Origin of the sequence: Actinomadura rifamycini DSM 43936, from assembly GCF_000425065.1 — a bacterium.
GTDB lineage: Bacteria > Actinomycetota > Actinomycetes > Streptosporangiales > Streptosporangiaceae > Spirillospora > Spirillospora rifamycini.
Genome location: NZ_AULB01000016.1, coordinates 17,340 through 31,284, shown reverse-complemented (window position 1 = coordinate 31,284; position 13,945 = coordinate 17,340). Strand labels below are relative to the sequence as shown.

Sequence of the window (13,945 nt, the reverse complement as noted above, 5' to 3'; positions counted from 1 at the left end):
ACCATGGTCCACTGGCTGCAACATGAGACGGGCGGCCTGCTGCTGCTGTGCGCCCTGTCCATCGCGGTCCTGCTCTTCCTGATCATCAAGGTCAAGCTGGAACCGTTCATCGCCCTCGTCGTCTCCGGTCTCGCGCTCGCGCTCGTCGCGGGGCTGAGCGTCGAGCAGATCGTCGGGACGGCGCTGAAGTCCGGCGACTCGATCCTGGAGACGGGGTTCGGCGGGCTGCTCGGGCACATCGCGCCGATCGTCGGGCTCGGCACGATCCTCGGCGCCGTCCTGGAACGGTCCGGCGGCGCGGACGTGCTGACGCGGCGGCTCCTCGGGCTCGTCGGCGAACGCTTCGCCCCCCTCGCCATGGGCCTGGCCGGCCTCATCTTCGGCATCCCCGTCTTTTTCGATGTAGGCATTTTTGTCCTGGCACCTCTGATCTACATCACGGCGAAGCGGGGCGGGCGGTCGCTCGTCCTGTACGCGATGCCGCTGCTCGCCGGGCTGTCGATGACGCACGCCTTCCTGCCGCCGCACCCGGGCCCGGTCGCCGCGGCCGGGCTGCTCGGCGTCCCGCTCGGCTGGCTGATCGTCTTCGGCCTGATCTGCGGCATCCCCGCGTTCCTGGTCGCGGGCGTCGCGTGGGGCGCCTGGATCGGCAAGCGCGTCATCGTCGAGGTCCCCGACGAGTTCGTCGTCGGGGAGAAGAAGGGCCCGGAGGCCGGCGAGGACGGCGGGACGCCCGCGAAGGCCCAGACGGAGCCGTCGCTCGGCGCCGTGCTGCTCATCATCGCCGTCCCGCTCCTGCTGATCCTGCTCGCCACGTTCGGCACCGTGTGGTGGGAGGACGCGGCCGTCCTGCCCGTCCTCACCTTCCTCGGGAACCCGGTCGTCGCGCTCACCATCGCCGTGCTCCTCGCGATGTACCTGCTCGGCATCCGGCGCGGCATCACGGGCGCCGAACTGCGCGACACCGCGACCGCGTCGCTGCGTCCCGTCGGCATGATCCTGCTGGTCATCGGCGGCGGCGCGTTCTTCGGCAAGGTCGTGTCGGAGACCGGCGTCGGGGAGGCCCTCGCCGGGACGCTGTCGGACGCGGGGCTGCCCACGATCGTGCTCGCCTACCTGATCGCGTGCGGGCTGCGCATCGCGCAGGGCTCCGCGACCGTCGCGATCGTCACCGCCGGCGGCATCGTCGCGCCGCTCGTGGAGAGCGGCGGCCACTCGCAGGCGGGCATCGCGCTGATCGCCATCGCGATCTCCGCGGGTTCGATCATCGCGTCGCACGTCAACGACGGCGGCTTCTGGATCATCTCCCGGTACTTCAACATGTCGGTCCGCGACACCCTGAAGACCTGGACCGTCCTGGAGACGATCCTGTCCGTCGTCGGCTTCGCGATGGCGCTGCTCGTCAGCGCGTTCGTCTAGCCGCCGGACGCCGGAGCCCGTCCGGCTCCCGAAATCGGTGCATTTCCCGGACACGCCAGGTCATGGAGGTGTTACCGTTGCGAACGCATCGGGGGCCGGACGTCCGCGCCGCGCACGCGGCGGGACGACCGGGCGATCACGGCCCGGCGCAGCCGCGCGGTGACGATCCGTCGAGCGGGACGACCGCGGGGGCCGAACCGCGGCGACGGGCGTGCACCCGCGCGTCCTGACCCCGTCGCCGGGCCCGATCGAACACACCCGTCCGGCACCCGTCCGGGCGGTCAGGGCAGCAGCCCGGCGCGCCGCGCCGCCGCCACCGCCTCCATGCGGGTGTGGCTGTCGAGCTTGCGCATCGCCGACCGCAGGTAGCTCTTCACCGTCTCCGGCACCAGCCCGAGCCGCGTCGCCGCCTCCGCGTTCGTGCAGCCCATCGCCACGTACGACAGGACGTCCAGCTCGCGGGGCGACAGCACCGGCCGCGGCGCCCGCCCCGCGTCGGCGTCCGCCGCCGGCTCGGCCAGGCCCGCCGCGGCGAGCCGCAGCGTCGCCTCCCGCAGCCGGTCCCGGGTGACCGGATCGTCCACCCGCTCGGCCAGCGCCCGCAGCTCCGCGTGCACCGCGCGGACCTCCTCCCAGCGGGCCGCCGAATCCTCCTCGCCCGGCCGCAGCCGCGTCAGCGCCTCGTCCGCCCGGTCCCGGACGGCGAGGTCCTGCTCGACGTCGCGGGCGGTCTGCATCGCCGCGCCCACCACCCGGTCGGCCAGCCCCAGCGGCTCCCGCAGCGCCCCGTACAGGACGCCCCGGACGCGGCGCCGCACCACGATCGGCACCGCCACGATCGACAGCAGCCCCTCGCGGCCCACCGGCCGGTCGTAGTCGTGGCTGATCGTCGCCGCGCGCGGGTAGTCGCTCACCCACGCGGGGCGGCCCAGCGCCATCGCCTTGCCGCCCAGCCCGTAGCCGTGCCGCACGACGAGCCCGTTCAGCGAGTCGGTGCGGCCGCCGACCAGTTCGGTGATGCGCAGCCGGTCCCGGCCGGTCAGCGCGCCGCCGAACACCATCGGCAGGCCCGTCGCGCGGTGCAGCGCCAGCACCGCCGCCCGCACCGCGCCCGCGTCGCCGCCCCGCGCCGGGTCCGGTCCCGGGACCGGGCCCGCGGGACGCCCTTCCGATGACCGCGCCTCCATGTGTCGAGCATGCACCGGAAGGGGCCGTCCCGTAACCCTGATGACGCTGATCGTTCAGGCGTGTCGCACGGCCGCGGCGTCGCCGAGGCCCAGGATGTCGACGGCTTCCGCCCGCATCTGGACCTTCCGCACCTTTCCGGTGACCGTCATGGGGAACTCGTCCACGATGTGCACGTACCGGGGGATCTTGTACCGGGCGAGCTTTCCGTCGCAGAACTTCCGGAGCGCCTCGGCGGTCAGCGGCGGCGCGCCGTCCCGCAGCCGCACCCACGCCATCAGCTCCTCCCCGTACCGCTCGTCCGGGACGCCGATGACCTGCGCGTCCACGATGTCGGGATGGGTGTAGAGGAACTCCTCGATCTCCCGCGGGTACACGTTCTCGCCGCCCCGGATCACCATGTCCTTGATCCGGCCGGTGATGTTGACGTACCCCTCGTCGTCCATCACCGCGAGGTCGCCGGTGTGCATCCAGCGCGCCGCGTCGATCACCTCGGCCGTCTTCTCCGGCTCCTCCCAGTAGCCGAGCATGACCGAGTAGCCGCGCGTGCACAGCTCACCGGGCGTCCCGCGCGGGACCGTCGCGCCCGACGCCGGGTCGACGACCTTGACCTCCAGGTGCGGGTGGACGGTCCCGACCGTGGACACGCGGCGGTCCAGCGTGTCGTCCGCCCGGGTCTGCGTCGACACCGGCGACGTCTCCGTCATCCCGTAGCAGATCGCGACCTCCGCCATCCCCAGCCCCTCGATGACCTGCTTCATCACCTCCACCGGGCACGGCGACCCCGCCATGATCCCGGTGCGCAGGCCCGACAGGTCCGCCGAGTTCAGCGACGGCTCGTTCAGCACCGCGATGAACATCGTCGGCACCCCGTACAGGGACGTGCACCGCTCCGACGCCGCCGCCTGGATGGTCGCGCGCGCGTCGAACGCGGGCGCCGGGATCACGACGCAGGCGCCGTGGCTCGTCGCCGCCAGGTTCCCCATCACCATGCCGAAGCAGTGGTAGAACGGCACCGGCACGCAGACGCGGTCCTCCTCGTCGTAGCCGCACAGCTCGCCGACGAAGTAGCCGTTGTTGAGGATGTTGTGGTGCGACAGCGTCGCGCCCTTCGGGAACCCGGTCGTCCCCGACGTGTACTGGATGTTGATCGGGTCGTCGGCGCTGAGCGTCGCGCCGATCTCCGCGAGCACCGCGGCGTCCGCCGCCCGCCCGGTCTCCAGCAGCCCGTCCCACTCCGCGGTGCCGATCAGCAGCACGTCCGTCAGCCGCTTGCAGCGCGGCCGCACCTGGTCGATCATCCCGGCGTAGTCGGACGTCTTGAACACCGGCGTCGCGACCAGCGTGCGGACGCCCGCCTGGTTCAGGACGAACTCCAGTTCGTGCACCCGGTAGGACGGGTTGATGTTCACGAGGATCGCGCCGAGCTTCGCCGTCGCGTACTGCACGAGCATCCACTCGGCGCAGTTCGGCGCCCAGATCCCGACCCGGTCGCCCTTGCGGATCCCGCGCGCGTGCAGGCCGAGCGCGACCGCGTCGACGTCGGCGGCGAACCGCGCGTACGTCCAGCGCCGGTCGGTCGCGTACTCGACCACCGCGTCCCGGTCGGGATGCAGGGCGACGGTCCGGTCCAGGTTCGTGCCGATGGTGTCGCCGAGCAGCGGCGCCTTCGACGCGCCGGACGCGTACGAGAGCGTCATCGCAGGTCCTCCTCACGGAACTCGCCCTCGGGCCGGTCGTCGGCGCCGGGATGCTTGTCGATCTCGCTCGTCCGCAGTTCCACGCGACGGATCTTGCCGGAGATCGTCTTCGGAAGCTCGCCGAATTCCAGCAGGCGGACCCGCTTGTACGGGGACAGCTGCGCCCGGCTGTGCTCGAAGATCGCCTTCGCGGTCGCGGCGTCCGGCGCCCAGCCCGCCGCGAGCGTCACGTACGCCTTCGGCACCGCGAGCCGCACCGGGTCGGGCGACGGCACCACGGCGGCCTCCGCGACGGCCTCGTGCTCGATCAGCACGCTCTCCAGCTCGAACGGGGAGATCTTGTAGTCGGACGCCTTGAACACGTCGTCGGCCCGCCCGACGTAGGTGATGTAGCCGTCCGCGTCGCGGGAGCCGATGTCGCCCGTGTGGTAGTAGCCGTCCGCCATCGCCTCGGCCGTCCGGTCCTCGTCGCCGTGGTACCCGACCATCAGCCCGAGCGGCCGGTCCTCCAGCTCCAGGCAGATCTCGCCCTCGTCGCCGGGCTTGCCCGTCACCGGGTCGATCAGCGCCACCCGGTAGCCCGGCACCGGCCGCCCCATCGACCCCGGCTTCACCGGCTGCCCCGGCGTGTTCGCGATCTGCACGGTCGTCTCCGTCTGCCCGAAGCCGTCCCGGATGGTGCGGCCCCACGCGTCCTTCACCCGCTCGATCACCTCGGGGTTCAGCGGCTCGCCCGCCGCCACCACCTCGCGCGGCGGGGTGCCCAGCCGGCCCAGGTCGGCCTGGATCAGCATCCGCCACACGGTCGGCGGCGCGCAGAAGCTCGTGACGCCGCACCGCTCGATCGTGTCGAGCAGCCGGTCCGCGTCGAACCGCGTGTAGTTGAAGATGAACACGCACGCCTCGGCGTCCCACGGCGCGAAGATGTTGCTCCACGCGTGCTTCGCCCACCCGGGCGACGAGATGTTCAGGTGGACGTCGCCCGGCCGCAGGCCGATCCAGTACATCGTCGACAGGTGCCCCGCCGGGTACGACGCGTGCGTGTGCTCGACGAGCTTCGGCTTCGCGGTCGTCCCGGACGTGAAGTACAGCAGGAGCGTGTCGCCCGACATCGTCTGCCCGTACGGGACGAACTCCTCGGCGAGCCCGTACGCGTCCGCGTACGGAACCCACCCGTCGACGGGCGCGCCCACCGCGATCCGCGTGAAGTCGCCCTCCAGCCCGGCGAACTTCCCGGCGTGCTCCGCGCCCGCCACCACGTGCTTCGCCGCGCCGCGCGTCACCCGGTCCTGCAGGTCGGCGGGCCCGAGCAGCGGCGTGCAGGGGATCATCACCGCGCCGAGCTTCATCGCGGCGAGCACCGTCTCCCACAGCTCGACCTGGTTGCCGAGCATCAGGATCACCCGGTCGCCGCGCCGCACCCCGTTCTCGCGCAGCAGGTTCGCGACCTGGTTCGACCGCCGCGACAGGTCGGCGAACGAGAACTTCGCCTCCGTCCCGTCCTCCTCGACGATCCACAGCGCGGGCCGGTCGTTCCCCTCGGCGATCCGGTCGAACCAGTCGACGGCCCAGTTGAAGCCGGTCAGCACCGGCCACCGGAACCGCTCGTACGCCACCGCGTAGTCGTCGCGGTTCTCGAGCAGGAAGTCGCGCGCCCCGCGGAACTCGACTGCCGGCATGTGGTCTCTCCTCGTGGCCGGACGAACACCTCGGGAGCATCGTTGGCCAACCGGCGTGACCCACGCCACCCCCGAACGGGGGTACTCCTCCCCCGCCCGCGGCGTCCGGGCCACCGGATCGATCAGGAATCGAGAAGCGCCCGCTCCCTGCGCGTTCGTAGCGTGAGCCGTGGACGGCGGTCGGGAAGACCGCTCCGACACGACCGGCAACACGACCAGCAAGGAGACGGACATGAAGGCGCACGTGAGCTCGATCCTCCTCGGCGTCCGCGACATGGAGGCGTCCAAGCGGTTCTACACCGAGGGCCTCGGCTGGAAGATCAAGGACGACTGGGGCGTCTCGGTGTTCTTCGAGTCCGACGGGGCGTCGCCCGTCGGCTTCTACGGCCGCGACGGCCTGGCCGAGCAGGTCGGCACGAGCCCCGAGGGCAGCGGCTTCAGCGGGCTCGTCCTCACCTACGTCGTCCGCAGCGAGGCCCGGGTCGACGAGGTGATGGCGGAGGCCGAGAAGGCCGGCGCCACGGTCCTCAAGCCCGCCGGTCCGCTGCCGTGGGGCGGCTACGGCGGCACCTTCGCCGACCCGGACGGCTACATCTGGAGCCTCGGCTACAGCGACCAGGGCACCGACCAGCCCTACGCCGAGTAGCCCCGGCGGCCCGGCGGCGGTCAGGGGACGCGGAACCCGCGGAAGGTGACGGGCTTGCGGACCGCGAACCCCAGCCGCTCGTAGAGCGTGACCGCACCCGTGTTCGCGGCGGCCACGTGCAGGAAGGGACGTTCGCCGCGCGCCGCGGCGCGCGCGACGAGCGCCCGCACCAGCCGCGCGGCAAGGCCGCGCCCGCGCGCCTCGGGGGCGGTGCAGACGGCGCTGATCTCGGTCCAGCCCGGCGGCCGGAGCCGCTCGCCCGCCATCGCCGCCAGCCCGCCGTCCCCCTGGACGCCGACGTACGCGCCCAGTTCGCGGGTGCGCGGCCAGAACGGCCCCGGCCGGGTCCGTTCGGCGAGGTCGAGCATCTCGGGCACGCGGTCCGCGCCCAGCACGACGACGTCCGCGCCGGGCCCGTCCTCCGGGGGAGGCCCGTCCCAGACCATCTGCAGCCCGTCGAGGACGAAGACCGGCTCCCAGTCCGGCGGCGGGACCGCCGGACTGCTGAACATGTCGGCGAGTCCGCCGCGGCCGAGCAGCCGGGCGAGGTCGTCCCACTCCGCGGCGTCCGGGTCGGCGGACACCGCGGCGAACGTCGCGACGTCCGGCACGTAGGCGGCGGCCCGGCCGAGCCGGCGGGCGAGGTGCGCGTGGCGGCCGCGCAGCGACGCGCCCACCGGGTCGTCGAGTGCGGCGTCGCCGCGGTCTGCCGGCATGTCGCGCCTTCCGTTCCGTCCGTTCCGCGCAGGAGGCTACTGCGCGGCCGCCACCGGACGGACGGGCCCCGATCACCGCGCCCGGGCGCGGGCGGCGCGGTGGGCCGCGCGGTGGGCCGCCATGCGGACGGGCGCGTTCGCGGCGCCGTACCCGGTGTAGCCGGGCGAGCGCTGGACGAACTCGAAGAAGACCCGCGACCCGAGGATCGGCGTGCAGAGGTGGAAGTACTCCGCGTCGCCGTCCCGGTCGTAGAAGACGTCGTTCTCGCGGAGGGCGCGGAGCAGGTCCGGGGCGAGCGGCATCCGGGCGTCCAGGTCGTCGTGGTAGTTGCCCGGGACGGGGAGGATCGGGGCGCCGCGCTCGCGCAGGGCCCGCGCGGTGCGGAAGACGTCGCCGGTCGCGAATGCCACGTGCTGGGGGTCGGGGACGGCCGGGGCCCAGGCGCCGCGGCGCAGCAGCGTGCCGTCGAGGACGAGCCGCAGCCGGCGGGCCGGGTCGGTGACGGCCCGGCTGCGGACGAGCCCGAACGGCGCGGCGAGCTCGGCGTCGTGTTCGGGCGCGAGACCGAGCAGCGACCGGTAGAAGAGCGCGGCCTCGTCGAACGCGTCGAAGGGCTGGGCGAGGGCGAGGTGGTCGATCGCGGTGACGCCGGTCCGGGCCTCCCCGGGCGCCCCGGAGAGGATGAAGTCGCCGCGCCAGCCGTCCGGGGCGCCCGTCCGGCAGAAGAAGACGGCGGTGCCGTCGGGGGCGGCCACCGAGGTCAGGTCGGCCTCGGCCGCGCCGCGCGTCCGCGGCAGGACGGGCGCGAGCAGCGCGGTGGCGCGCGCCGCCGCACGCTCCGGGTCGGCGGTCTCGACGGCGAAAGCGCCGATCGCGGCGCCGCCCGCGTCCGGCGGGCCGGCGGCGTTGAGCAGCACCCGGGCCCCGCCCTGCCGCCACAGCTGCACCGGCTTCGACCGGTGCTGCCCGACGTGCGCGAACCCGGTCGCGGCGAGCGTCCGGGCCACCTCGGTCCCGGCCTCGGCGTCGACCGCCAGCTCCACGAAGGCGAAGCCCTCCGGGGCGGGCGCCGCCGGGGGCGCGGCCCGGACCCGGGCGGCGGGCGCGGATCCGTGCCGGACGAGCGGCTCCCCGTGCGGCTCCCCGTGCGGCTCCTCGCGCGCGAGCGACTCCTCCAGGACGATCAGCGAGCGCATCGCGTCGACGGCGGCGCGGTCGGGCGGCGCCTGCCGGAAGACGTCGTTGAAGACCTCCAGCGACAGCGGACCGGTGTAGCCCGCCGCGAGCACCCGCGCGGTGAAGCCGGTGAGGTCGAAGGAGCCCTGCCCCGGGAAGAGCCGGTGGTGGCGGCTCCACTGCAGCACGTCCATGCGCAGGTGCGGGGCGTCGGCGAGCTGGAGGAAGAAGAGCTTCCCGGCGGGGAACCCCGCGATGCCCGCGATGTCGCCGCCGCGCGACAGGACGTGGAAGCTGTCGAGGCACAGCCCCAGCGCGGGGTGGTCGGCGCGCAGGACGAGGTCCGCCGAGTGCTCCCACGTACGCACGAACCTGCCCCAGGCCAGCGCCTCGTAGGCGACCCGGACCCCGTGCTCGGCGGCGAGGTCGGCGAGGGCGCGCAGGTGCCGCGCGGCCAGCGCGTCGTCGTCCACGGCCTCGGGCGCGACCGACGAGCACACCAGGACGGTGCCCGCGCCGAGCCGCCGCGCCAGCGCGAACTTGTGCGCGGCGCGGCGCAGGTTCCGCCGGTGCAGGTCCGGCGGGACGGCCTCGAAGTCGCGGAACGGCTGGTAGAGCTCGACGGCCAGGCCGAACTCGGCGCAGCGCTCCGCGACCCGCTCGGGCGGGAGCGGGCAGCCGAGCAGGTCGTTTTCGAAGATCTCGACGCCGTCGAACCCGGCGGCCGCGGCGGCGCTCAGCTTGTCCTCCAGCGTGCCCGACAGGCACACCGTCGCGATCGATCGTCGCACGGCGGGTCCCTCCCTTCCCGGGGGCGGCCGGTTCACGGTCCGCCGGGCCGGCCGTCGCCGCCGGCGGGGTCGGCGGCGCGGCGGGCCGCGAGCCACCGCAGCGCCAGGAGGTACCCGTCGATGCCGCAGCCCGCGATCACCGCGGCGGCGACCGGCGAGATGTACGAGTGCCGCCGGAACGGCTCGCGGGCGTGCACGTTCGTCAGGTGCACCTCGACGAGCGGTGCCGTCAGCATCGCGCAGGCGTCGCGCAGCGCGACGGACGTGTGCGTCCACGCCGCCGGGTTGAGCACGACGGCCGCGCCGTCGTCGGCGGCCTCGTGGATCCAGCCGAGCATCTCGTGCTCGGCGTCGGTCTGCCGCACCGCCGCCTTGATGCCCAGCTCGCCGGCCGCCGCGCGGCAGGTCTCGACGAGCCGGGCATAGGTGGCGGTGCCGTACTTGTCCGGTTCCCGTACCCCGAGCCTGCCGAGGTTGGGGCCGTTCAGCACGCGAACCTGCACGGATGGGTCCTTCCTTGGGTCGGCGGAGGTCAGGGCGCGGCGGGGGCGGAGGCGCGGACCGCCTTGTACAGCTCGGCCTGCTCGCCCTCCAGGTGCTCGGTGAAGTACGCCCCGGCCTTCGCGGCGAACGCGGCGCGGTCGACGTCCTCGACGACCGCGGGCTTCCCCGCGCTCCGCCACTCGGCGAGGATCTTCTTCTCGTCCTCCTCGATGCATTCCCGGTTCGCGGCGCGGGTGTCGGAGACGGCCTTCTGCAGCGCCCGCCGCTGCTCGGCCGAGAGCTCTCGCCAGCGGTCGTCGTTGATGACGATGAGCTGGGAGCCGGTCTGGTGGCCGGAGAGGCTGACGTGGCTCTGGACCTCCGCGAGGCTCATCGACGCGATCGTCGGGATCGGATTCTCCTGGCCGTCGATGATCCCGCGCTGGAGGCTGAGGTAGAGCTCCTCGAACGCGACCGCGGTGGGGGCCGCACCGACGGCCTTGGCATTCTCCAGGTAGATCTCGGAGTCGGGGAACCGCATTCGCAGGCCCTTGAGGTCGCCGGGTTCGCGGATCGCCGAGTTGGCGGTGAAGTGCCGCATCCCGAAGAACCAGACGTCCAGGACGCGGGCCCCGGTCGCGGTGACGAAGTCCTTCTTCAGCTCGGTGCCGTGCTCGCCGTCGAAGAAGGCGAACAGGTGGTCGGGGCCGTCGAACGCGTACGCCATGTCCAGGACGCCGACGGGGGCGAAGCTCCCGGCGAGCGCGGCCGACCCCTGCACGTCCATGTCGAGGTCGCCGCTCTTGACGGACGTGAAGCGCGTGGCGTCGTTGCCGAGCTGGCTGTTGGCGAACGTCTCGATCTTCACGCCGATGTCCCGGCCGTTGACCGCGTCGGCGACGGCCTGGATCCCGCAGCGGGTGTGCGGGTGGTCGTCGGTGTAGCTGTTGGCGAACGACAGCGTGACGGTTCCGTCGCCGCCTCCGCCGTTCATCGCACTGCAACCGGCCGACAGGACGGCCGCGGCGGCCAGGACCGGCAGCGCCTTTCCGGGTGTCTTGAGCATGTGCCTGCTCCTCAACGGGGGTGGGGGTGGGGTGGGGGCGTCGGGGCGGGGCGGGGAGCGGCCGCTACAAACCGAACAGGTCGGGCAGGAAGGTGACGGTCCCGGGGACGAACGTCACCAGCATCAGGACGGCCAGCAGCGGGATCAGGAACGGCAGGGTGCCGCGGAACACCTCGTGGACCGGCACCCCCGAGACCGGGCTCATCACGTAGAGCACCGCGCCGATCGGCGGCGTGAGCAGTCCGATCATCAGGTTCATGATGACGACCACGCCGAAGTGCATGGGGTCGACGCCGAACTCGGCGGCGATCGGCAGCAGGATCGGCACCGTGATCACCAGGACCGAGATGCCCTCCAGGACGGCGCCGAGCACGATCATCAGGAGGTTGACCAGCAGCAGGAACACGAGGGCGTTGTCGGTGAGGCCCAGCATGGCGTCCGCGACCGCCTGGGGCACCCGCTCCCGGGCGAGGATCCAGCCGAGCAGCCCGGACGCGCCGACGATCAGGGTGATGGACGCCGTGATCTCCGCGGTCTCCCGGGCGATGCCGAACAGGTCGCGCCGGCCGATGCGGCGGTAGGCGGCGCCGAGCACGAGCACGTAGGCCGCCGCCGCGGCGGCCGCCTCGGTGGGGGTGAAGACACCGCCGAGGATGCCGCCGAGGATGATCACCGGGGCGCCCAGCGGGCCGAGGACGCGCCGCCCCGCGGCGCGCAGCCGCCGCCACGAGAACGCCTCGCCGCGCAGGTCGTCCCGCTTGCGCAGCACGACGTACACCATGATCGCCATGCCCGCCGCCATGAGGAGCGCGGGACCGATCGAGGCCGCGAACAGCGCTCCGGTCGAGACGCCGGCGATGCCCGCGTACACCACCGCCGGGATGCTCGGCGGCATGACCGGCCCGAGCAGGGCGGAGGAGGCGCTGAGGCCGACGGCGAACCGCGGCGGGTAGCCCTTGCGGACCATGTGCGGGATCTCGACCTTGCCGAGGCCGGCGGCGTCGGCGAGCGCCGAGCCGCTCATCCAGGAGAAGCCCAGGCTCACCCCGATGTTGACGTAGCCGAGGCTGCCCCGGACCCGTCCGGCCGCGGCGAGCGCGAACTCGAACAGCCGGTCGCCGAGCCCCGCGCGGTTCGCCACGACGCCGACGAGGATGAACAGCGGGACGGCCAGCAGCGGGAAGCTGTTGAGCGCCTCGGTCGTCTGCCGGACGCTGAGGCCCGCGGAGTAGCCCTCCAGGGACACGTACGTCAGGCAGGGGCCGAGCAGCGCGAACGCCACGGGGACGCGCAGCAGCAGGAGCGCGGCGATGGCGGCGGCGAGCAGCGTCATGCTCATGTCGGCCGCCCCTCCTCTCGGGGGTCGGGACCGGCCTGCGCGTCCCCGGCGCCGTGCCCGGACGTCCCGTCCGCCTCGGGCTCCGGCCGGAAGACGGCGACGACCGCGCGGACGGCGGTGAGGGCCAGCCCGATGAGCGGGATGACGTAGAAGAGGCGCATCGGCATGCCGAGCGCGGGCGAGGTCTGCGCGTCGCCGGACGTGACCAGCACCCACGCCTCGTAGAGCAGGTTGAGGCACACGATCGCGACGGTGGCGTTGGCGACGGCGCCGACGGCGCGCAGCAGCCGGGGCCCGGCCACGATGTCGATCACCTTGAGGGCGACGTGGCCGTCCCGGGCCATCAGGTGGCCCGCCATCGCGAAGGTGAGCCAGACGAACGCGAACCGCGCGAGTTCGCCCGTCCAGACCCAGCCGCCGCCGGGCAGGTAGCGCTGCACGGCCTGGAGGAGCATCAGCCCGCCGATGAGCGCGAGCAGGAGACCGGCGGTGGCGACCTCGGCGAACGACAGCGCCCGCAGGACGCGGCCGGGACGCCGTCCGGGAGGCCGGTCGGGCGGCGCGGGGGTGTCGGTCATGGGCGGTCCTCTCCCCAGCCGGACAGGTCGATCCAGGACTTGCCGGGGGCCGTGCGGGCCTCGGCGAAGGCGCGCTCCGCCTGCTCCGGCGGCACGCCGGGCCGCAGCACGCCCGCGAGGCGGGGGGCCGCGCCGGCGACCGCCGCGACGGTCGCGGCGAAGTCGTCCGGGTGGTCGTAGATGAGCGAGCCCCGCACCTGGAGCTGCCGCCGGGTGAGCTCCATCGTCGACAGCCCGAACGGCTCGTCGCTCATCCCGATCACCATGACGGTCCCGCCGGTCGCGACCCGGCGGGCCGACGTCTCCCAGGAGGCGGGGACCCCGGCGGTGTCGAACACGAACGGGAAGGCGCGTCCGCCGCCGGGCGCGACGGGGCGGGCCCCGATCCGCTCGGCGAACGCGACCCGGTCGGCCCGGGAGTCGGTGACGGACACCCGCGCACCGGCCTCCAGCAGCGTCAGGCAGGTGAAGAGCCCCTGCGATCCGGCGCCGACGACCAGGCACGGGGTGCCGGGCGCGACGCCGGCGCGGCGGACCGCGGACCGGGCCACCGCGTACGGCTCGACGCACGCCAGGATCTCCGGGCCGACCGGGGACGGCAGCGGCCAGGCGAACCGCGCGGGGACGGCGACCCGCTCGGCGAGGACGCCCGGCACCGTGATGCCGGGGCTGCGCCTGCGCTCGCAGCCGGAGGTCATGCCGCGCAGGCACGGCGGGCAGGCGAAGCAGCAGTAGTTGGGTTCGATCACCACCTGCTGCCCGGCCCGCCGGTCGGCGACGGCCGCGCCGACGGCGACGATCCGACCGCCGCCCTCGTGGCCCAGCACCCAGGGCCGGCCGGGGGTGGGGCGGGTGCCGTCGTGGACGGCGAGGTCCGATCCGCACAGGCCGACCGCGGTCATCTCGACGACCACGTCGTGCGGACCGGGTTCCGGATCCGGCCGGGAGCCGACGACCTCGGCGCGCCGGGGTTCCGTCAGGACGATCGCCCGCATGTCATCCGTTCTTCGCTGCCGGGCGGCACGGCCGTGTGACCTCCGCCACAGGGGGAGATGTGCGGTTTGACAGTAAATTCGTGGTCAGCGCTATGGCAAGCGGTTGCCAAAACTTTCCATCACGGCGAGACTGGTGCGGGCGGCGGGGGCCGCACGGCGGCGGTCGAGCGG

At 73.7% G+C, this 13,945-nt stretch carries 12 protein-coding genes; 2 read left to right on the top strand and 10 right to left on the bottom strand.

Going from position 1 to position 13,945, the window contains the following annotated elements:
* The first annotated feature begins 3 nt into the window (after positions 1-3).
* Complete coding sequence (locus H505_RS0116270; RefSeq protein ID WP_026402851.1) at positions 4-1,419, top strand: GntP family permease; 1,416 nt, start codon at positions 4-6, stop codon at positions 1,417-1,419.
* 281 nt (positions 1,420-1,700) lie between these two features.
* Here the strand turns inward: H505_RS0116270 and H505_RS0116265 are convergent, their stop codons facing one another.
* From H505_RS0116265 to H505_RS0116255, 3 genes are read right to left on the bottom strand one after another with little or no spacing between them, the layout of a single operon-like run.
* Positions 1,701-2,606, bottom strand: a complete 906-nt coding sequence (locus tag H505_RS0116265) for a helix-turn-helix transcriptional regulator (protein ID WP_051300760.1) — start codon at positions 2,604-2,606, stop codon at positions 1,701-1,703.
* Positions 2,607-2,660: 54 nt separating this feature from the next.
* The gene (locus H505_RS0116260; protein ID WP_026402849.1) at positions 2,661-4,304 is read right to left on the bottom strand and encodes an AMP-binding protein; all 1,644 of its coding nucleotides are present in this window, start codon (positions 4,302-4,304) and stop codon (positions 2,661-2,663) included.
* Complete coding sequence (locus H505_RS0116255; protein WP_026402848.1) at positions 4,301-5,983, bottom strand: AMP-binding protein; 1,683 nt, start codon at positions 5,981-5,983, stop codon at positions 4,301-4,303. The genes H505_RS0116260 and H505_RS0116255 overlap by 4 nt, the downstream gene beginning before the upstream one ends.
* 232 nt (positions 5,984-6,215) lie before the next feature.
* On the opposite strand from H505_RS0116255, the gene H505_RS0116250 reads away from it, so the two are divergent.
* Entirely contained in the window at positions 6,216-6,629 is a 414-nt protein-coding gene (locus H505_RS0116250) for a VOC family protein (RefSeq protein WP_026402847.1), read from the top strand.
* A 20-nt stretch (positions 6,630-6,649) separates the two neighbouring features.
* Here the strand turns inward: H505_RS0116250 and H505_RS0116245 are convergent, their stop codons facing one another.
* The 7 genes from H505_RS0116245 to H505_RS0116215 form a co-directional block, all read right to left on the bottom strand.
* A complete protein-coding gene (locus H505_RS0116245; RefSeq protein ID WP_026402846.1) occupies positions 6,650-7,345 on the bottom strand; it encodes a GNAT family N-acetyltransferase in 696 nt (231 codons plus the stop codon).
* Between the two features lie 72 nt (positions 7,346-7,417).
* Entirely contained in the window at positions 7,418-9,313 is a 1,896-nt protein-coding gene (locus H505_RS0116240; RefSeq protein WP_026402845.1) for a sugar phosphate isomerase/epimerase and 4-hydroxyphenylpyruvate domain-containing protein, read from the bottom strand.
* Between the two features lie 32 nt (positions 9,314-9,345).
* On the bottom strand, positions 9,346-9,816 hold the full coding sequence (gene aroQ, locus H505_RS42205) for a type II 3-dehydroquinate dehydratase (RefSeq protein WP_051300759.1): 471 nt from the start codon (positions 9,814-9,816) through the stop codon (positions 9,346-9,348).
* A 29-nt stretch (positions 9,817-9,845) separates the two neighbouring features.
* Positions 9,846-10,862, bottom strand: coding sequence for a DctP family TRAP transporter solute-binding subunit (locus tag H505_RS0116230; protein WP_026402844.1), 1,017 nt, complete (start codon positions 10,860-10,862; stop codon positions 9,846-9,848).
* Positions 10,863-10,926: 64 nt separating this feature from the next.
* Entirely contained in the window at positions 10,927-12,201 is a 1,275-nt protein-coding gene (locus H505_RS0116225; RefSeq protein ID WP_026402843.1) for a TRAP transporter large permease, read from the bottom strand.
* Complete coding sequence (locus H505_RS42200; RefSeq protein ID WP_064743649.1) at positions 12,198-12,779, bottom strand: TRAP transporter small permease; 582 nt, start codon at positions 12,777-12,779, stop codon at positions 12,198-12,200. The genes H505_RS0116225 and H505_RS42200 overlap by 4 nt, the downstream gene beginning before the upstream one ends.
* Positions 12,776-13,774 (bottom strand): zinc-dependent alcohol dehydrogenase, encoded by a 999-nt coding sequence (locus tag H505_RS0116215; RefSeq protein ID WP_026402842.1) that lies wholly within the window; start codon positions 13,772-13,774, stop codon positions 12,776-12,778. Before H505_RS0116215 ends, H505_RS42200 begins: the two co-directional genes overlap by 4 nt.
* Positions 13,775-13,945: the final 171 nt, after the last annotated feature.

Excerpts from the sequence above, each read along its gene's own strand:
- H505_RS0116270 (WP_026402851.1), top strand. The coding sequence starts at position 4 with ATGGTCCACTGGCTGCAACATGAGACGGGCGGCCTGCTGCTGCTGTGC.
- H505_RS0116225 (WP_026402843.1), bottom strand. The coding sequence starts at position 12,201 with ATGAGCATGACGCTGCTCGCCGCCGCCATCGCCGCGCTCCTGCTGCTG.
- H505_RS0116230 (WP_026402844.1), bottom strand. The coding sequence starts at position 10,862 with ATGCTCAAGACACCCGGAAAGGCGCTGCCGGTCCTGGCCGCCGCGGCC.
- H505_RS0116215 (WP_026402842.1), bottom strand. The coding sequence starts at position 13,774 with ATGCGGGCGATCGTCCTGACGGAACCCCGGCGCGCCGAGGTCGTCGGC.
- H505_RS0116250 (WP_026402847.1), top strand. The coding sequence starts at position 6,216 with ATGAAGGCGCACGTGAGCTCGATCCTCCTCGGCGTCCGCGACATGGAG.
- H505_RS0116245 (WP_026402846.1), bottom strand. The coding sequence starts at position 7,345 with ATGCCGGCAGACCGCGGCGACGCCGCACTCGACGACCCGGTGGGCGCG.
- H505_RS42200 (WP_064743649.1), bottom strand. The coding sequence starts at position 12,779 with ATGACCGACACCCCCGCGCCGCCCGACCGGCCTCCCGGACGGCGTCCC.
- H505_RS0116265 (WP_051300760.1), bottom strand. The coding sequence starts at position 2,606 with ATGGAGGCGCGGTCATCGGAAGGGCGTCCCGCGGGCCCGGTCCCGGGA.
- H505_RS0116260 (WP_026402849.1), bottom strand. The coding sequence starts at position 4,304 with ATGACGCTCTCGTACGCGTCCGGCGCGTCGAAGGCGCCGCTGCTCGGC.
- H505_RS0116255 (WP_026402848.1), bottom strand. The coding sequence starts at position 5,983 with ATGCCGGCAGTCGAGTTCCGCGGGGCGCGCGACTTCCTGCTCGAGAAC.